Source organism: Kribbella sp. CA-294648 (genome assembly GCF_050943845.1).
In the GTDB taxonomy this organism is placed as follows: domain Bacteria; phylum Actinomycetota; class Actinomycetes; order Propionibacteriales; family Kribbellaceae; genus Kribbella.
The window spans coordinates 1,976,739-1,995,805 of the sequence record NZ_CP191981.1 but is presented as its reverse complement, the minus strand read 5'-3'; the positions used below and the strand labels follow the sequence as shown (position 1 = coordinate 1,995,805).

12 protein-coding genes and 3 pseudogenes are annotated in these 19,067 nt (G+C 65.1%); 4 read left to right on the top strand and 11 right to left on the bottom strand.

Features of this window, described 5'->3' with window-relative positions; all coding sequences use genetic code 11:
- Window positions 1-5: 5 nt before the first annotated feature.
- Together ACQPYM_RS09685 and ACQPYM_RS09680 are read right to left on the bottom strand one after the other, a co-directional pair.
- The gene (locus ACQPYM_RS09685) at window positions 6-1,016 is read right to left on the bottom strand and encodes an N-acetylmuramoyl-L-alanine amidase (protein ID WP_433018058.1); all 1,011 of its coding nucleotides are present in this window, start codon (window positions 1,014-1,016) and stop codon (window positions 6-8) included.
- Between the two features lie 150 nt (window positions 1,017-1,166).
- The gene (locus ACQPYM_RS09680; protein WP_433018055.1) at window positions 1,167-2,090 is read right to left on the bottom strand and encodes a hypothetical protein; all 924 of its coding nucleotides are present in this window, start codon (window positions 2,088-2,090) and stop codon (window positions 1,167-1,169) included.
- A gap of 939 nt (window positions 2,091-3,029) precedes the next feature.
- On the opposite strand from ACQPYM_RS09680, the gene thrS reads away from it, so the two are divergent.
- From thrS to ACQPYM_RS09665, 3 genes and pseudogenes are all read left to right on the top strand, one after another.
- Window positions 3,030-4,289, top strand: coding sequence for a threonine--tRNA ligase (gene thrS / locus ACQPYM_RS09675; protein WP_433018052.1), 1,260 nt, complete (start codon window positions 3,030-3,032; stop codon window positions 4,287-4,289).
- A 216-nt stretch (window positions 4,290-4,505) separates the two neighbouring features.
- Window positions 4,506-4,745: pseudogene (locus ACQPYM_RS09670) on the top strand (transposase); the annotation flags it as partial.
- Between the two features lie 357 nt (window positions 4,746-5,102).
- Window positions 5,103-5,960: a hypothetical protein gene (locus ACQPYM_RS09665; protein WP_433018049.1), complete on the top strand. Its 858-nt coding sequence runs from the start codon at window positions 5,103-5,105 to the stop codon at window positions 5,958-5,960.
- A gap of 1 nt (window position 5,961) precedes the next feature.
- Here the strand turns inward: ACQPYM_RS09665 and ACQPYM_RS09660 are convergent.
- From ACQPYM_RS09660 to ACQPYM_RS09620, 9 genes and pseudogenes are all read right to left on the bottom strand, one after another.
- A pseudogene (locus ACQPYM_RS09660) lies at window positions 5,962-6,782 on the bottom strand (transposase); the annotation flags it as partial.
- Window positions 6,783-7,570: 788 nt separating this feature from the next.
- Window positions 7,571-8,814 (bottom strand): annotated as a pseudogene (locus tag ACQPYM_RS09655) (IS256 family transposase).
- Between the two features lie 1,464 nt (window positions 8,815-10,278).
- Window positions 10,279-11,919 carry a 2-succinyl-5-enolpyruvyl-6-hydroxy-3-cyclohexene-1-carboxylic-acid synthase gene (gene menD / locus ACQPYM_RS09650; RefSeq protein ID WP_433018046.1) on the bottom strand — a complete coding sequence of 547 codons (1,641 nt, stop codon included), beginning with the start codon at window positions 11,917-11,919 and terminating at the stop codon, window positions 10,279-10,281.
- Window positions 11,916-12,842, bottom strand: a complete 927-nt coding sequence (locus ACQPYM_RS09645; RefSeq protein WP_433018043.1) for an o-succinylbenzoate synthase — start codon at window positions 12,840-12,842, stop codon at window positions 11,916-11,918. The genes menD and ACQPYM_RS09645 overlap by 4 nt, the downstream gene beginning before the upstream one ends.
- 15 nt (window positions 12,843-12,857) lie before the next feature.
- Window positions 12,858-13,766 (bottom strand): 1,4-dihydroxy-2-naphthoyl-CoA synthase, encoded by a 909-nt coding sequence (locus ACQPYM_RS09640; protein WP_433018040.1) that lies wholly within the window; start codon window positions 13,764-13,766, stop codon window positions 12,858-12,860.
- Window positions 13,763-14,821 carry a histidinol-phosphate transaminase gene (gene hisC, locus ACQPYM_RS09635; protein ID WP_433018037.1) on the bottom strand — a complete coding sequence of 353 codons (1,059 nt, stop codon included), beginning with the start codon at window positions 14,819-14,821 and terminating at the stop codon, window positions 13,763-13,765. Before hisC ends, ACQPYM_RS09640 begins: the two co-directional genes overlap by 4 nt.
- A gap of 45 nt (window positions 14,822-14,866) precedes the next feature.
- Window positions 14,867-16,144 carry an isochorismate synthase gene (locus tag ACQPYM_RS09630; RefSeq protein WP_433018034.1) on the bottom strand — a complete coding sequence of 426 codons (1,278 nt, stop codon included), beginning with the start codon at window positions 16,142-16,144 and terminating at the stop codon, window positions 14,867-14,869.
- Window positions 16,145-16,293: 149 nt separating this feature from the next.
- A complete protein-coding gene (locus tag ACQPYM_RS09625) occupies window positions 16,294-17,580 on the bottom strand; it encodes a threonine aldolase family protein (RefSeq protein WP_433023234.1) in 1,287 nt (428 codons plus the stop codon).
- Window positions 17,465-18,412, bottom strand: coding sequence for a cupin domain-containing protein (locus ACQPYM_RS09620; protein ID WP_433018031.1), 948 nt, complete (start codon window positions 18,410-18,412; stop codon window positions 17,465-17,467). The genes ACQPYM_RS09625 and ACQPYM_RS09620 overlap by 116 nt, the downstream gene beginning before the upstream one ends.
- 205 nt (window positions 18,413-18,617) lie before the next feature.
- Between ACQPYM_RS09620 and ACQPYM_RS09615 the strand changes: the two genes are divergently transcribed.
- The gene (locus ACQPYM_RS09615; RefSeq protein ID WP_433018028.1) at window positions 18,618-19,064 is read left to right on the top strand and encodes a riboflavin kinase; all 447 of its coding nucleotides are present in this window, start codon (window positions 18,618-18,620) and stop codon (window positions 19,062-19,064) included.
- Window positions 19,065-19,067 lie beyond the last annotated feature (3 nt).

Below are 19,067 nucleotides of genomic sequence, written 5' to 3'. Positions count from 1 at the left end.
CAGAACTACGGAGTGTCACACGGTTGAGCAATACCGTCACGCGGAGTCAAATGCGAAACGACACTCGCCCGAATCGCGGGCATCGCCACATCGATCGCCGCTCCGAGACAGGTGGAACCAGTCCATTCGCGATGGCTGGAGATCACCGGAACAAACTGGCTAGCTCCGGTCACTGGATTGACGTACCAAGTCTGACCCTGCGGATCCAGTCCGTACGTTTCAACAAGGTCAGCCAAGAGGCGCACCAGGCTCTGCCGCATCACCTCTGGCGTGAACCCAACCTCGCAATCGGTCATCAGTGCAATACCAATGTTGCCGGCGTTGAAGCCCGCAAGATGCGCGGCACTCTCGACAAGTCGCCTGTCGGCACCGGCAGCAGAAGTAAGCAGTCCACCATTGGATCCCACGTATACAACGCCATCGCCGTCAATCAGCCAGTGATATCCGATATCACCGAGACGTTCACAATCCGTATGAAGGAAATAGATAGCTCGCATGAGTGCGGCCGACTCTAGCCCGTCGCAACCTGCGGCGACCTGGTGCAGCGTAATCACTTGCGCCGGCGAAGCGCCGCGAAGCGACTTCGCATCGCGCGATCGAAGGCTCTCGTCCGCTCCCCACCCCGCCCGAGTCACGTGGTAGCCGCCCGCCGGAATTCCTGGAGAACCTCGGCCCGCCCCGTGATCCTCAAGGGCCGCGGCACCCGAAGCCCCTTCGGTGGTGTTCAGGGCGACGACCTGCACCTCAGAAACAGATGCAAGGAACTCTACATTGACCGAGGCGGCCTTTCGTGCGGGCACGACCGACAGGAATCGGCCCTTTCGAAGCTGCTCACCATTTGGGATCTCAGTCCATTCGCCCCACTGGCCGTCAGGGCCGAACCGAACTCTCCCCGCGACTCCGGCCCCCGTCCAAGCGATCCCAACGTAATCGAGAGGAAATCCTGGCTCCATGATCTCCTGCCCCTCATGTGCATATTCGACGAGTGTCGGTGGCGCGTCGGCGACGGGCACCATGTCAATCGGTGACTCACCATCTCGGGGCCACGACGGAAGAGGAACTGTCATTGTTGGGATCTTCCTGCATTGGCTGGATCTGATGCTTTCAGTCGCCCTGACCCACACACAGCGCATGAACCGCCGGCCGCTCTGCATGATCCGGCCAGCTCAGTTGCGCAGCGCCGTGGTCTCGAAGCTCGAAGGCTGATCGGCTCGGCCGGCACGAATCGTTCGCTCCCGCCCGTTGTCGAGGTACTGGATCAGTGCTATTGGGCCGAGGGCCACGTGCCAGCGGGCCGACCAGCCAAGCGGGCCGCTCGCGCCCGTCGATAACGGCCAGCACGCGGGCAGGCAACGGCACCTGCAAGATGGGGCGAGGATCGAATCGAGCTGATCGGCCAATGCGGTCCGCCATCGCCGTATCACCCCTGCCGTGAGGTCAGCGACAGGGAACCGTTGATGCCTGCTCCATTGTTTCGACGGCCCGCGCTGCCGGCAGGAGGTAAACGGATCCCCGAACTTGATCAGCTCTTGCGGCAGAACGTTCCAGTGACGACGCAATTGAAACGTCTTGTCTTCGGCTGGTGCGACAAGCGTCGGGGGCGGCGCCACTGCGCTCGAACGGTCCTGCTCTTCACCAAGCCTAGGGATCGCAATCAGGAGGCGATCTCGCTCTGGGAAAGGCACTCGAAGTAGGCCAGATGGAGAACGCCTTCCACCTGTCTTGGCAAACAGCTGAGGCCCTTCACGAACTCGCCAGCCGCACCGGATCTCATCCATCGATGGCCAGTCGTCCGACAGATCCAAGACCGGATCGACGGAAAGCCCCACGTTTGTGCGCAGCAAGCGTCTGGAGATGTCGACAATAGACCTTCGAATGATCGCTAGAGCCATGGCTTCAAGCCGCGTTCCGGATCGAACGTGCTGTGCGCACGCCAGACCTGGACGGCGAACGCTGCACAACGTCATCCCGACCAGGTTCATCGCCGTGGCGAACGTCGGACCGGCAAGGCGATTGTTTGTCTCCGGCAGTGCGTCATCGTTTCCCGGCTGGCACCGCACCTCAAGCGACGTCTCATCGGTCACGCTCACCGGTCCGCCCTCCTCAAGTCTCCTTCCAAGACTCGGACAAGGGCGGCATCTGAGCATCGGTAATTGCTGCCTATCAAATTCGCCCAACTGCCACACAGCTGCCTACCTGCATGATTTCCCGTGGCACTGCGCCCTGACGGCACCGGCACGCCGCGAAGCTCCCGGAGCGACGGGATATTCATCTCCAAGATCGAGCAGCAACGCTCGTAGGCACCGAGCACTCGCCATTTTCACTGACGTAGCTACAGCAAGACGCAGAGGCAGCCGGGACCTGACCGTCTGCCAGCCCATCGTGCGTTGGGACGAGGGAACCGAGATGGCCCGCTAGTCCGCCATCGCCGCCACAGCCCTTGCGGGCGGTAGAAACCAAGAACCACCCGCCCAGTCACATCCTCGACGACCGCTCACCCCCGAGCGGTTCACTACGCTGGTAGCCTCGGCCGACCACCACGTGTTGCAACGTTGACTAGAACCCGCCTTGCCGCCAACTGGTCAGCATTCGCTGCCGCCGACACGGGCACCGCGTTTCGCGGACCATCGCCGTGGCGCAAGCCGGGGATGCTCTAACTGCTCGCCCACGACCTAGGCGCGGTCGATCCGGGCGACTTCTTTGCGCACCGATGACTCAGGCGAGTCCGCAGGGCACGGCGCGTCAACGAACCTCTGGCGCGTACAACCCTTCGCTGCGCCCCTGACTCTGCCGCCCAAGCATCATCCGCAGTCGATGTCGCGAAACATCCACATAGGGATCGGCCGTGACTATTGACTGTGGTCGGATCCAACTGCGCTGTGACCAACGTATTGCTGCCTGACTGGCAAGGTCGGTACTTGGAACCAAGCTGCAGGTGCGCAGGGATGCGGTAGGCCACAGCACGAAGAAGTCCAGGGCTCCTTCGTGCTCTGTGCTTCCTCGCCGCCCATCATTCGAGGAGCCACACCATGTATGACCATCGCAAGGTCGGGCGGGAGCTCGGTCTGTTCGACTCGGATCCGCTGATTGGAGCCGGCCTGCCCTACTGGTTGCCCGCCGGTGCGGCGATTCGCCACGCCTTGGAGAGGTACATCGCCGAGGTGGAACGAAGAGCCGGCTATCAACAGGTCTATTCACCCGTTCTCGGCAAGCGCGAGCTCTATGAGATCTCAGGCCACTGGGCGAAGTACAGCCACGACATGTATCCGCCGATGGACATGGGCGGCGAGCAACTCGTCCTGCGGCCGAGCATCTGCCCGCACCACGCGCTCATATACCGATCACGCTCACACAGCTATCGCGAGCTCCCACTGCGGTACTCCGAGCTCGGTGGGCAGTACCGGGCCGAGCTGTCCGGAGCGATCGGCGGCCTGAGCCGGGTCCGCGCGATGCAACTCAACGACGCCCACATCTTCTGCAGCCTCGACCAGGTCGCCGAGGAGGCAGGCAACGCGCTCAACCTGATCAACCGGGCGTACGACGACATGGGGATCAGCGCATCGCGGTACGTCCTGGCCCTCCCGTCCGAGGACGCCCCGATCGGCTCGGAGAGCAGCAAGTACGTCGGTGATGCCGCCAGCTGGGCCCACGCCGCCGGACTGCTTCGCGAGGTGCTCGACAACGCCGGCGTGGACTACGAGGAATCACCGGGCGACGCCGCGTTCTACGGGCCGAAGATCGACGTCCAGCTGGCGGATTCGGCCAGCCGTGAGTTCAGCCTGTCGACCGTCCAGATCGACTTCCACCAGCCGGAACGCTTCGGCCTCGAGTACGTCGGTGCCGACGGCAACAAACACCGTCCGGTGATGGTCCACCGGGCGATCGTCGGCAGCATCGAACGCGCCGTCGCCCAGCTGATCGAAGTACATGGCGGCGCCTTCCCGGCCTGGCTCGCGCCGGTGCAACTCGTCGTACTGCCGATCTCCGACGACGAGGAGAAGCTCGCCGTCGAGGTCGCCCGGCGCGCGTCGGACCGCGGCCTCCGGGTCGAGGTCGCACACGCCGACGAAGGCAGCCTCGGCGCCCGCATCCGCGAAAACCGCCTCGCGCCGTATCAAGCCGTCATCGGAGCCCGTGAGGCGGCAGCTGGCGAGCTCGCCATCCGCGACCGCAATGGCCGACAGCGCGACCCGGAACCGGCATGCTCGGCCCTAGACCATATCCGTGCAGAGGTAGATGTGTTGGCGGACCGCCAGGCGATCGCAATTGGCGCCGCCGCGGCGAGCTGAGCGTGCCGACCGCTGGGGTCGGCACATTGTGATGGACTCTTCGCCTGTCCTATTGGATGGACGTCCGGGATCAGCAGCCCTATGCTCCGGGAAGTGGCGTCCAGCAGAGTGGTGTACGGCAGGCCCGGTGACGGGCGTGGCGTAGACGCTTGAAGGCGGTCATCGCGTGATCCTTTGGAAGACTTCTCACAGTGCTTTTGAAGGAGAACTCACGCGATGACCACGAACACCGGTATCGCCCCTGCCCGGTTCCTGCACGACCAGTTGGAGACCGCGTCGCCGGATCTGTTGCGCGACATGCTCAGCACGTGTGTGAACGCGTTGATGGGTGCCGAGGCCGACGCGATCTGCGGCGCGCGGTGCGGGCTGCCCAGCGGCGATCGAACCAGCCAGCGCAACGGCTATCGGCACCGCGATTCCGACACCCGCGCCGGCACCGTGGACCCGGCGATTCCAGCTCCCGGGTTGGTGACCAATGGGGGTGATCAAGTCAGTGGGTGGGAGGCGATCACCAGGGTCGCGGGGCGGCTGGGATGACGACCGAGACGCTGCGCCTGTGGTACGCCAGGCCGCGGTCTATGCCGAGCGCCAGGCCCCGCCCGCAGGACTGATTCGAAGGGCGAGTCCTGGCTCGGGGCGTTTGGTGTCGGTTTGCCGCTTCAGTCAGGGATGGGATCGTCGATCCGTAGCCAGTTCAAACCATCTGCAGGCGGGGTAGGGCGACGTTGGGCTCACGGCAGTGGCACGGCGAACCAATGCCGGGAGCCGGTGCGTACAGCGGTCAGAAGGATCTCTCGATCGAATGGAGTACCTATGCGCCGGTTACTTGCTGGTTTGACCGTACTTGCCGCCGCGGGTGTCGGTGTCATCGCACCCGCCACGGGAGCCGAGGCGGTGGTCAATCCGCTGCGCAACCTTGAACTGACGCAATCTACCGGCTATGCCGGTGTGAGTGAGGCCTACTGTTCGGTGGGCAAGGTGGTGATCGGAGGTTCGTTCCGGAGCAGTCCCGGTGTCTCTACGACATCGAGACTTGGGACATTCAAACCTGTGAGCAAGGTCAACGCAGAAGGCCACCTCGTCTATGGATTCCGCGTGAGCGCGAGTAGGCAGTACGTGACCGCCACCACCCCCCCAATTACCGTGAAAGCCCTCTGCGCCGACTGGGTACATGGATACGAGATCGTTCAACGTTGGGGGTTCAAGAACGCGGTATGGGAGAAGACGTCTAAAGCGACGTGTCCTGCAGGAAAGGTGGTTATCGGATCGGGAGTCGAGGCGACTGGTGGCAACGTCAGCGTGGATGAGGTCCTCCCAAGCACGAACCAGGTTGGTGTCAAGGCGTTCGGCAAGCCTGGCTCATCGGTCGCTTGGGAGCTAGGAGCATATGCGATCTGCTCCTACCCGCTGATTAACCGTTCGGTGGTCAACACGGGCGTAGGCACTGTCGATTCCACAGGAAAGGCGGAAGGCCGCTCACTCTGCCCATATGGAACGAATGTACTGAGCGCAGGGTTTGATCTGATCGAATCACTCGGCCGCGCTGGAATGTACGAGGCATTCTTCGATCAGGTTGGAAGCCGAACCGGCGTCTCGGTGCGCGCAGTACAGGCAGTCTATCCTTCAGCGACATGGCGGACGGCGGCATACGCCGTGTGTGCAGAATGGTGATCTAGCCCGGATCTTTCGTGACTGCGATGTTCGTGGTGGTGGTGGTGGTGGCTTGATGGCCGGTGTGCGGGAGGGTGGTCGAGGCGGCGTTGTGGGTGAGGTGGACGACGGTGCGGCGGCCGGTGCGAGCGATCCTGGCTGCGGTGGAGAATAGCCGCGGGCGTAGGTGTTTGGGTTGCCGCCGGTGTGCCTGGTGGGTGGTTTCGCCGTTGTCGGTGAAGGCGAGTAGTTGCATCCAGGCGGTGAGTTCGCAGGCCAGCGCCGATGGCGCACCAGATCTGGTTCTGGGTGAAGTCGTGCAGTGGCAGGTTTCTGAGTCCGGTTGTTTTGGCGCAGCGAATGCGGTCTTCGGCGCGGGTCCGGCGGCGGTGGCGTAGCTCGGGGTCGGCGAGCTGGCCGCGGGCGGTGTGGGTCGCGAACGCGGTAACCCGCATGCCGTCGATGTCGGTGAGGCGCGGTTGGGTGCCAGGATGAGGGCGTTCCTTGCGGTTGATCACCGGCATCCCGGCCGGGCATGTCGACAGGTTGATCAGGGCGGAGATGTCGGCGACCCCGGCGCCGTCACGGACCCGGCTATCGCTGTCGATCGCCGATGTCCAGGTGTGTTTCGGGATCCGCGGGCAGGGCTTGGGGTGAAGTCGTCGGGCAGGGTGAGCCCGACCGAGTACGACAGCCGGTGGACGAGGATCCAGTCGAGGAACTCGTGGGTGCAGCCGGCCGAGTCGGTACGGATCAGCGCAGGCAGCCGGGCCTGCTCCCGGCCCGACAGCACGGGAGTTGTTTGAGGGCGTCACGGACCACGGCGATGTGGTCGGCGGCAGTCGCGCCAAGAACTCGCGTCCACTCCCCAGCAGGTTCGACCATCACCCTGCCCTATACGACGGACTCCCACTGGTCGGATCGCATGCCCTCGATCACAGCGCTTCCTGGGGCGGGGCTGGGTTCGCGCTCGAAGGGGCGATCGGAGCGAGCAGGCAGGGCGTGCTCGACCCTGCGCACAAGCGCGGGCCAGGTTACCGACTCGAAAGGAAGTGAACGATCCCTTGTCCATAGTCAGTGGTGTCTGTCTGCACCGGCCGCCGCTACCAGCTCCCACTCGGTCCCGTAGCCCGGATGGTTTCGGGGGACCGCAAGCACGCACTAGTCCGGGACGCCGCCAGTTCATCTTGTTGCCATGGCAAAGACGCAGAGGTTGACACCCAGCACGACGCAGAAGACGGCGAGAGGAGCCGCCAGAACCGTCATGCTCTCTTTGACATCGCGCCAAAGAGTACAGCCTTCGCTCGACCGAGCATGCTCACAGCCATCTTCGGCAGGCGACCGCGATATCGGAGTGAAACCCAGAGTCACAGGGGCGATGCAGTCGAGGAGTACCGACAACGAGAAGGGACGATGCACCGCCGACCTGAGCGGACGGGTCGGCCTACAGGTGGGCAGCCCGTCTGGGTGCCGCTGACACGGCGCCACGGTGGTCGCAGGACGATGCCGTTGCTGTCATCTCGGCCGCCAATCTTCACCCGAGGCAATACGGGCTCAGGTGGGGCATCGGTTCGCGGCGGGTCAAGTCCTTTGGAGTGGTGTACGACGGTTTGTGATTCGTCGTTGTCTGGTTAGGCGCTGATCGCGCCGGCGGTAGGGGTGGTGTTGTTCTCCTCGGGGTTGGTGATGAGGGTGAGTCGGCTGCGGTGGAGGACTTCGAGGCCGAGGTAGCGGCGTCCGTCGGCCCATTCGTCGTTGTTCGGCCAGGACGGCGCCGACGAGGCGGATGATCGAGCCGCGGTCGGGGAAGATGCCGACGACGTCGGTTCGGCGGCGGATCTCGCGGTTCAGGCGCTCGTTGGGGTTGTTGGACCAGATTTGTCGCCAGACGTCGCGAGGGAACGCGGTGAACGCGAGCACCTCGTCGCGGGCGTCGTCGAGATGGGCATGCACGGCCGGAAGGCTGGTTTCGATTTGGTCGAGGAGTTTGTCGTACTGCGCGTGGACGGCCGCGGCATCGATCTGGTCGAACACCGAGTGCAGCATCGCCTTGACCCCGCCCCAGGCGTGTTTGGGGCACACGGCCATCAGGTTGGCGGTGTAGTGGGTCCGGCACCGCTGCCAGGAGGCGCCGGGCAGGTTCGCGCCGATCGCATCGACCAGGCCCGCGTGCGCATCGGAGGTGACCAGCGCGACGCCGTTGAGGCCACGGGCGACCAGGTCCTTGAAGAAACTGTTCCAGCCGGCCCCGGATTCCGCAGTACTGGTCGCGACACCGAGGATCTCGCGGAACCCGTCGGCGTTGACGCCGGTCGCGACCATGACCGCGATCTTGATCACGCGGCCTCCTTCGCGGACCTTCATCGTCAACGCATCAGCCGCCAGGAACGTGTACGGCCCCTCGGCCAGCGGCCGTTCCCGGAAGTCGCGGACCAACTCGTCGAGATCCCTGGCCATCACTGACACCTGCGACCTGGACAGGCCGGTGATCCCTAACGACTGCACGAGGCGGTCCATCCGCCGGGTCGAGACCCCGAGCAGGTAACACGTCGCCACCACCGACGTGAGAGCTGCCTCAGCACGGCGGCGCCGCTCCAACAACCAGTCGGGGAAGTACGTGCCTTCACGCAGTTTCGGGACCGCGACATCCAATGTGCCGACCCTTGTGTCGAGCTCGCGGTGCCGGTATCCGTTGCGGGAGTTTCACCCGATCGGGGTCACGCACCCCATACGAGGCACCACAGACACTGTCGGCGTCGGCGGACAACAGCTTGTTGATGAACCCTTCCATCAACTCCCGGAGCAGATCCGGGCCGGCCTGCTCGAGATGCTCGTGCAAGAACTCGGCAGGGTCGATACTGGGTGATGCGGTCATCGCAGTGCTCTTCTCTTCGAGTGGGTTGTGAGAGATTCCTCGAAGAATCACGCGGTGACCGCACCCACGTCTAGGACCGGGTCAGCCACCACTTCGCCGTACACCACTCTGCTGGACGCAACTTCGCCGAGACCTCCGGAGACCGACCGTCACGGCCCAGCCATCGCAACACCAGTCTGCGACCGGGGCCGAATTGTCACCTACAAGGTCAGGGCGTCGCCGAGCTAAGCCGTCTGCCGGGCAGAAGGCGCCGGAAGTTGCCTGACTCGATGGGGCTCCACCGCTCAGGGAGTCATGAGCCGGCAAAATCTGGGCGATGTCTCCAGCTTTAGGTCACCGCCCCGGGCCGACTTCCCTAGGGCCATCGGCTGGACCTGACAGTCTCAGTGCCTGGCTTGAAGTCGCTGTAGTACGGCGCAAGCTGTGGCCAGTGTGATGAAGAGAGGGCGGAGAACAGAGTCGATTCCCAAGCCCGCTTCGGATCGCTGAACGATCTGGCGAGCATCCCTGGCACGATCGCGAAGCCGATTGTGCCCGCTGCAAGTCGCCTCCACCGTGATCCGCGCCCCGACATCGAGTGACCAGCCAACATCGCCAGGACCACCACACCAATGGATGCACTACCCTCCCCCGTTGCCAGCAGGTGAGGAATCGCTCCCGGAATCGACAGAGTGCCGATGGCGAAGAGCATAGGGGTCCACACCAGCCAACCGGGGATTCGAGCGCCCGTACGTCCCAAGTGCACTGCCCAGCCGACGGAGCCACCCACAAGAACGCCTGGCAGGAGCAGGCAAGCGAAGGTGCCGACCCAGGTGAAGCGCGAATCCGCCCCGGCAAGGTGGATCATCCAGCCGCGAAGGCTCGCGGCCCAGATGAGCCCGAGAAGCGCACCAACCCCGGCGGCGATGGTCAAGTCGCGGTCGAGCCGCTGGTGCAGACTCGTGCCGTCAACGCCCGGCGCCGTCGTGGCCGGGATCTCATCATCGGGTATCCGCTTCCTCATGTCCGGACTGCCCCTCGACGCTGCGCAGCCGCCAACCCGAGAATCGAGACCATCGCCATTCTTCCGGCGATCACCCGTTGCTCAAGGACAGCCAGCCCGAGGTCGCGCAAACGAGGGAAGACCTGGCGGGATGTTTTGCTCGCTGTACCGTAGGGAGAGCTGTACGGCGCCTCGTCCAGGAATGGTGAGTAGGCGAGCGCCGCCGTAGCAGCGCCTACGCTCGGCGCCCCAGCGAAGAATCCGCAGATACCGACGGCGGACGTCAATCGATGGAACACACCTGATCCTTCCCCTTCGCTTCCTCGGCCAACCGCCGTTCGGACGGACGGCGCGCGACGGCATGTCCGGTTTCTGGCTCAACGAGCAGTACGACCCGGGTAGCGACAGGTGGTTCATCATCGCGTCCATCTGCACGATCATCCAAGCCCCCTGGGTCGTACCGCCGATCACCGCCGTTGTGGCTACAACTGGCTGACGGCAGCCCGCAGCTCGGCTTGCAGGTCGCGGTGCGTGGACCGGTCGACCCGTACTTCGATGATGTCGATGCCGGCGACTGTTTGGGCTAGGGCGTCTCTTAGTGCGTCTGTTGTCTCGACCAGCTTGTAGGGGGTGCTGGTGGCGGCGGCGAGTGCGGAGAGGTCGACGTTGTGCGGGGTGCCGAAGACGCGCTCGAAGTGGGTGGCGTGGTCGGTGCCGCCTTGTTCGAGGGTGCTGAAGATGCCGCCGCCGTTGTCGTTGACGACCACTATGCGCAGGTCGGGGCGCGGTTCGGCTGGGCCGATCACCAGGCCGTTGGCGTCGTGCAGGAAGGCGAGGTCACCGACCAGCGCGTAGGTTGGGCCGGCGTTGGCGAGGGCGGCGCCGACGGCGGTGGAGAGGGTGCCGTCGATGCCTGCGAGGCCGCGGTTGGCCACTGTCCGGATCGGTACGACGGGCGCCAGGTCGAGGTCGCGCACTGGGTTGGAGGAGGCGACGACGAGCATGCCGTCGGCGCCGATCACCTCGCCCATCAGGGCTGCGACGGCTGGGCCGTTGAGGCTGCCGGCCAGGACCTTGTCGATCGCCGGGCGGGCCTGCTGGTCGGCTTGCAGCCAGCGGTCCAGCCAGTCGGTGGTGTCCGCGCCGATCACTTCGAGACCGGTGACGACGGCCGCGGCCCGGCGTCCGGCGTCGGGCCACAGACCGGTCGGTGACACGACGATGACCTCGACCTCGGGGCGCGCGAGGAGCTTGGTGACCGGCCGCGAGAGGGTCGGGTGCCCGAACACGAGCACCCGCTCGATCTCATCGTTGAGAGAGGTTGCTGCTAGCAACAATCGGTAGGCCGAGATGACGGCGGGGCCGGTTCTGGCGCGGCTGGACGGTTCGGCGAACAACGGCCAGTTGCCGGCCTCGGCCGCGAGCCGCGCCGCCTGCGAGGCGCCGTCGCCGGCAACCACCACGGTCTTGGGTCCGGGCGCGACTGCCGAGGGCTGGGCGGCGGTGGCGTGCACGCTGGTCCATGGGCCGGTGCTGCGCCCGTCGAGCGGTTCTGGCCAGTCACCGTCGTCTGTGGGCACCAGGGGTTCTACCAGCGGGCAGTTGAGTTGCACCGGTCCGGGGTCGGCTGTGCGGGCGCCGACTGCTGTGGACACGGCGCGGGCGATCTGGGAGCGCCAGTACGCGACCTGGCCCAGCTGCCTGGTCGGCGTTCCGAGCTCGTGGAAGAGGCGGACGGCGTCGCCGAACACCTTCAGCTGGTCGGTGGTCTGGTTGGCGCCGGTCCCCCGCAGCTCCGGTGGGCGGTCGGCGCTCAGCACGATCAGGGGCAGGCCGCTGTGGGATGCCTCGAGAACGGCCGGGTAGAGGTTGGCGACCGCGGTACCGGACGTTGTCACGACCGGCACCGGCAGCCCGGTGCCACGGATGAGTCCGAGAGCCAGGAAACCCGCCGTACGCTCGTCGATCCGCACGTGGAGGCGCAGGCGCCCGTCTCGGTCGGCCGTGGCGAGAGCCAAGGCCAGCGGGGTGCTGCGCGAGCCGGGAGCCAGCACCGCCTCGCGGACGCCGGACCTGATCAGCTCGTCGACCACCACTGTCGCGAACGCCGTGGACGGGTTCATTCGTTTCCTCTCAATGCGTCGACCCTCGCGAACCGCGCTTCCCACTTGGCGGTGGTCGCCCGGTCGGCAGTTGGCACCTCTGGAGCCGGTTGAAGGCGCTTCACCGGCAAGAACCCGTCGACGGGCAGCAGCGGCTCGTCGACGACCTCTGCCGTGAACATGGAGACAGTGGCCAGGCCGCACGCGTACGGGAGCTCAGGCAGTGCTGCCGCGAGAGCTACCCCTGCAGCGATACCTATCGAGGTCTCCAGCGCAGAGGACACGACCACCGGCAGGCCGATCTGCTCAGCGATGTCCAGACAGGCCCGGACGCCGCCTATCGGCTGCACCTTCAGTACTGCGATGTCAGCAGCCTCAAGCTTCTTCACCAGCAAGGGATCCTCGGCCCGCCGGATCGACTCGTCTGCCGCGACCAGCACATCGGTACGGCGCCGGACGGCCGCCAGGTCCTCCACCGCAGCGCACGGCTGCTCGACATACTCCAAGTCAAAGCGGCTCAGTTCCTTCAACGCCCGCAAGGCTTCCTCGACAGACCAGGCACCGTTGGCATCGATCCGCACCTGCCCACGGCCGATCGCATCCCTGACCGCCTCCACGCGCTCCACGTCATCGGCAAGCGACTGACCGGGCTCAGCCACCTTCACCTTCGCCGTCGCACACCCCGACGCCCGCACAATCGCAGCAGCCTTCTCGGGATCTACCGCCGGCACCGTGCAATTCACCGGTACGACGTCCCGCACCGCCGGCGGCCAGCCGTCGAAGGCCGCCTCCCGAGCGGCGCGGAGCCAGGCCACGCACGTCGCGTCGTCATAGTCCAGGAACGGCGACCACTCCGCCCATCCCGCCGGCCCCTCGAACAACATCCCCTCGCGCACCGTGATCCCACGGAACTTGTTCTTCAACCCAATCGCATAGGTGATCACCGCACACCCTCGCCGTTAGAACGCGTAGGGGTAGTCAGACCAGTCGGCCGGCCGCTTCTCCAGGAACGAGTCGCGGCCCTCGGCCGCCTCGTCGGTGCCGTAGGCCAGCCGGGTCGCCTCACCGGCGAAGATCTGCTGCCCGACCAGCCCGTCGTCGATCAGGTTGAACGAGTACTTCAGCATCCGCTGCCCGGTCGGCGACTTCGCGCAGATCTTCTTGCCCCACTCCAGCGCCACCGCCTCGAGCTCGGCGTGCGGCACCACCTTGTTCACCATGCCCATCCGGTACGCGTCCTCGGCGGAGTACTCATTACCCAGGAAGAAGATCTCCCGAGCGAACTTCTGCCCCACCTGCCGAGCCAGGTACGCCGACCCGAAACCCCCGTCGAACGACGCCACATCCGCATCGGTCTGCTTGAACCGCGCATGCTCGGCCGACGCCAGCGTCAGATCGCACACGACATGCAAACTGTGCCCGCCACCGGCCGCCCAGCCCGGTACGACGCAGATGACCACCTTCGACATGAACCGGATCAACCGCTGCACCTCGAGAATGTGCAACCGGCCCGCCTTCGCCGGGTCGATCGTGTCGGCCGTGGTGCCCTCGGCGTACTTGTACCCGTCCTTGCCCCGGATCCGCTGATCGCCACCCGAACAGAACGCCCAACCGCCGTCGCGCGGGGAAGGCCCGTTGCCGGTGATCAGCACACAGCCGACATCGGTCGACATCCGGACATGGTCGAGCACCCGGTACAACTCGTCAACGGTCTGCGGCCGGAACGCGTTACGCACCTCGGGCCGGTTGAACGCGATCCGGACCACACCGGCATCGACCGCCCGGTGATAGGTGATGTCGGTCAGGTCGAACCCGTCCACCTGCTTCCAGGCCGACGGGTCGAAGATCTCGGACACCTGCGCATTCACCGTGCCGACCGCATCTTCTGCTCGGCGGCCGCCGCTGCCAGATCAAGAAACGCGTCGTTCTCCTCCGGGAGGCCGATCGAGACCCGGATCCCATCGGATCCGAACGCTCGTACGTGAACTCCCGCCGCCTGGCAGGCCGCGACGTAGCTGGCTGTCGCTTCGCCGAGGGGCAGCCACAGGAAGTTGCCGCCGCTGGGTGGCACAGACCAACCCTGAGCCAAGAGGGCGCTACGGACGCGATCTCGTTCGGCGACGGTACTTTCGACCCGGGAGAGAAGTTCATCCTCCGCGGCGAGCGACGCGACGGCCGCAGCCTGAGCAATGTTGGTTACGCTGAAAGGCAAGCGTGCCGCGCGGACCGCAGCGACCATATCTGGGTCGCCGACGAGAAAACCTACTCGCAGCCCAGCCATGCCGTAGGCCTTCGAGAATGTGCGCAGGACCGCCACGTTCGGCCGGCCGCGACAGAGGCCGAGACCGTCGGGGAAGTCCTCGTCCTGGACGTACTCCCGGTAGGCCTCGTCCAGTATCACGAGGCAATCGGTCGGCACCTCGTTCAGGAACCTCTCGAGTTCGGCGCGGCTGACGGTTGTGCCGGTTGGATTGTTGGGGTTGCAGATGATGACCGCTCGGGTCTTGTCGGTGATGGCGTTCGCCATCGCGATCAGATCGTGCTTGTCGTCGCCGAGGGGGACCTCGACGGCGGTAGCACCAGACAGGCCCACCAACAGCGGATACGCTCCGAATGATCGCCACGCGTACACCACCTCAGCGCCAGGCTCGCCAAGTGCCTCCAGCACCATCTGGAGGACACCGGCGGAGCCGCTGCCGACCGCAACATGCGCCTGTGGGACACCGAAGCGAGCCGCCAGTGCAGCAACCAGTGCGGTGTGCTCGTCGTCCGGGTAACGGTTGATCTCACTCGCAGCGCTCTGAATTGCCTCCAGCACCGACGGCAGGGGCCCGAAAGGCGACTCGTTGGCGGACAGCCTGGTCGATCTGGCGCCGGAGGCAACCAACGGGGCAGTTCGCCGGCCAGCGGATCGCTTAAGCACCGAGCGGAAGGTGAAGGCCCTTGGACGGTGAATCCCTATCCATGGTCAGTGGCTCCTGCCTACACCGGCCTTCGTCGCGGGCTTTGGCCGGGCCGACCTTCGACCTGGCGGCAAGAGGCCCAGGGCCTCTCTCATCACCGACAGCTTCCAGTTGGTTTCGGCCAGCTCGACCACGGGGTCGGAGTCACTGACGATGCCACCGCCCGCGAACATGGTGGCGGTGTCTCCGGCCAGCAGTGCGCAGCGCAAAGCGACCCAGCAGTCGCCGTCTCCGGCAGCGTCAGCCCATCCGACTGGGCCGGTGTACCAGCCTCGATCGAGGTTCTCCAGCTCTGCGATCAGCGCCCGCGCCGCCGGAAGTGGGTGGCCACCGATTGCCGGCGTCGGGTGAAGCCACTGCGCCACGCTGAGTACCGATGCATCCACGGGCAAGTGGGCGCTGATATCCGTTCTGAGGTGGCGAATATTGCGGAGGCTGACCACTCTGGGCCGCTGATCTCTGCGGACCGATTCGCACCGCTTTCCCAAGGTCTGCTCGATGTGATCAGCTACGATCGAATGCTCTCTGCGCAGCTTGGGATCCGACATGACCAGCTCATCGCCAGTATCTGCGGGCACCGACCCGGCGAGTGCCATCGTTCGAGCTAGACGGCCCCGCACGCTGCACAGTAGTTCAGGCGTCGCTCCCAGGAAGGTGGTCTCGTCCAGAGCGACGGCGAACCGGCATGTGTCGGGATAGAGGCTGTCGAGTCGACTCAAAATGGCGGCGGGCTCCATGCCTGGTGTCTTTGCCTGCACAGCCCGCGCCAGGACTACCTTCTCCAGATTTCCCTGCTTCAGGCGCCCAATGGCCCGTTCGAGGGCACTTACAAATGCGGCTTCCGCACCGGCCCGCAATGGCCGAGGCTGTCGCGACGGCTCCGGACCAACTATCGGCGGTTTCCCGGGAAGGTCCCGCGTCCCGACGATCGCGGATGCAGTGGCGACCAACTTGCCGTCGATCACCCGGATCGAGGTCTGCGGAATACTCGTGCGGGACCGGCCGAAGTTCCGCCAAGGTCCCAGCGGGTCGTACTCGTCGGCGAAGGAGTGACCGAAAACGACAATGGGGCTCGCCGTCTGTACAGACAGCTCGTCGCGCACAGCATCGGCAACGAGTTCGCTCCAGTCCTGGTCGACAACAGCGAGATCCGCGTTGTCGCTTAGGCGCCCAGCCGAACCCCAGGCGATGAGATTCGCCTCGTTGCCAGCAAGACTTGCCCACTCCGGGTTGCCCGTCGCCAGCCACAAAAACCGCTGCGGCGGGCCCGCAATGTCGAGCACCGCACTGGCACAGGCGAGTACTGGTTTCCGGAGTCGGTGGGCCCGCTGTCGCGCTTTGGGTACGAGTTGTTCAAGCGACTCTTCAAGCCTTGCAAGGGCCTGGACGGTGGCAATCTCCCAAGTTGTCATCGCGGTGCCCGCCCCGGTCACTAGAACACCCCCACGGGCGCAGGCCACCCCGGGCCCGTGAGGAGCACAGACCCCCGGTCCGGCGCGATGCTGGTGCAGGAGCGGACGGCCGAAGTCAGTACGTCGGCGGCCCGTTCGCAGTCTTCGCGCGACACGTCGAGGTGCGTGCACGCCCGAAGCCTCCGCGGTCCGAACGGCAGAACTTTCACCCCGGCCTTCAACGCGTACTCCGCCACGGCCACCGCATCCGGGACGTCGCAGACGATCAGGTTCGTTTCCAGTCGTTCGAGTTCGATGGACACTCCCGGCAGTTCGGCCAACGCCTCACTGATCAGGCGTGCGTGCGCATGGTCCTCGGCCAGCCGCTCGACGTGGTGGTCGAGCGCGTACAGGCCGGCTGCGGCTGCAATCCCAGCCTGGTGCAGGGTGCCACCCAGCATGCGTCGATAGCGCACAAGTCTGTTGATGTGCTCGGCCGACCCGACCAGCACCGAACCGATCGGGCAGCCCAGTCCTTTCGTGAGCGACACGGCCACCAGGTCGAACCCGTCCGCGAGCAAAGCAGGGTCCACCGAGAGGGCGACCGCCGCGTTGAAGATTCTTGCGCCATCGCAGAACGCAGCGACGCCACGTTCCTCGGCCAGCGCACAGACCTCCTGCATCTGAGCCAGATCCCAGACCCGCCCGCCCATCCGGTTGTGCGTGTTCTCCACCTGGATCAGCGTGGTCGGCGGATACAGCATGTGGCCTCGCGGTTTGAGGACGGCCTCGACATCCTCGGCAGTGAAGGTGCCGTCCTGTCCGATGGTTGTGAACTGCACTCCGGCCAGAGCAGCCCCCGAGCCTGTCTCATGCCATAGCGAATGGCTTTCCCGGCCCACGATGACGTCGTCTCCCGGCTGGCAGAAAAGCTTTAAGGCCAGCTGATTCGCCATTGTCCCGCTGGGCACGAACAGGCCGGCCTGCTTGCCGAGTAGGTCAGCCATCCGCTCCTGCAGCGAGTTCACACTCGGGTCCTCACCGAACTGGTCGCTGCCGACCACAGCCACCGCGATGGCCTCACGCATGCCCGAGGTCGGCTGAACCACCGCGTCGGTTCGCAGGTCAATCCATCGATGGGGAGTCATGAGCTTTCCTGCCTTCTCGAGCAGACCTTCAACATGGGTTGGATGAGTAAGCTGTGCGCCGCGTTCACTCGATCGCGTATTCCTCGCGATAAATCTCAAGAGCCACCAGCGCGGGCTGATCGGAAAGCCGGAAGAGTAAGGCCGGGCTACTGGCGTGATGTTGCTGCCAACTCCACGCAGGTACGGCAACCACGTCCCCCTCCCCCCAGGTGACGGTGGCTCCTTCGACCTCGCTAGTTCCGTTGCCTTCGACGACCATCACGATGCTCGAGGACGCCTCACGCCACTTCGGTGTCGAGCACCCCGCGTCGATCGCCGCGATCTCACAGCCCAGCGTCCCCGTCACGCGGCCGTCATCGCCGTATGGCACACGGCGGACTCCGTCGATCGCAACCGTGCGATCAATCGCTGCCTGCATCTCTTCCCAGCGATACAAGGTGGGGCGAGGATGCTCCTGACTGGTCTCGATCGGGCCGTCAGCCAGTTCGAACCACACTGCCGCGAGGCGGGACACCAGGGGAAGGTCGAGGCCGTCAAGCCAGACACCGCGCCCGCGCCCGTTGTTCTGATGCGCGTGCCAGTCGCCTGCCTGCTGAACCAGAAGGTCGCGTGGTCGCAGAGGCACGGAAGTACCGTTCACCAGTGCTACAACACCGTCGCCTTCCATGCCGAACCGGATCGACGACATCGAGTGGCGGTGGGGAGGCACCCGCTCCCCAGGGTGGACGATCTGGACCGCCGCAAACAACGTGTCTGTAGTCGCGACCACTCCGTCTCCCTCGACACCAGGGTTGGCCAGGCCGACAATGCGCCGTTCCGTTCGACCTTCGGCAACGACCTGTGCCGCGTTCTCCACAGCATTCCGGATCACTGAAGACGGCCAGTGGTGCGCGACCGCGTCGGTCAATGGCGCTGTCGGCACGTCACGCGCAGCAGCGATCCATAGCGGCACCAAGTGATTGTTTCGGGCCCACGAGGCGACAGTGTCTTCCGGATCAGTGACGGCGCTCATTGGCATTCTCCGATCGACAAGTGTCGGTGTCACCGTGCGCACAGCTCCGGCGTGCCATGTGACGACCTTCTGACCGGCTGTACGCACGGAAGCGCATGCCCGGTTCACCTTCTACACGCCAGGCCGCGCAGTCGACCGCGAACCGCTCGAACTGTGACGGCGTATACATGTCTGCCAGACGAGAACGCAAACCACGGAAGGTGTCATGACATCACTCGCTGCTCGCCCGGTGGAGCGCGGGTTCCGCGAGCGATCTCGTCGCGCACAAGTCAGTACCCGGCTGATGGCCGCGGAGCGAGCCCATGCCGGGCAGGAGGCCGCAGCATCGGCAGCGGAATGGCGGGTCATCGGTCTGGTCGTCCATCCCGATGACTTCAATCGGTCCTTGGGCCTTGCTTCCTTTGACATCCGGCTCGAGCCAGGCTCGAGCCTGCCCGCACCAGGCATCTACGCCGGCTGGCTGAGGACAACCGATCAAATTCTGCCGTCGACCATTTCCGTTGGCGGCCTGGACACCTGCGCTGATTTCGATCGACGTCTGGAGATCTGCCCCTCAGGAGTGACAGATCTCGACTTCTTCGGCGCTACAGTGTCCATCACCTTCGTCGCGGCCCTGTGGACAGCCACAAGCAGGACATTCACGGCGATTTGATCT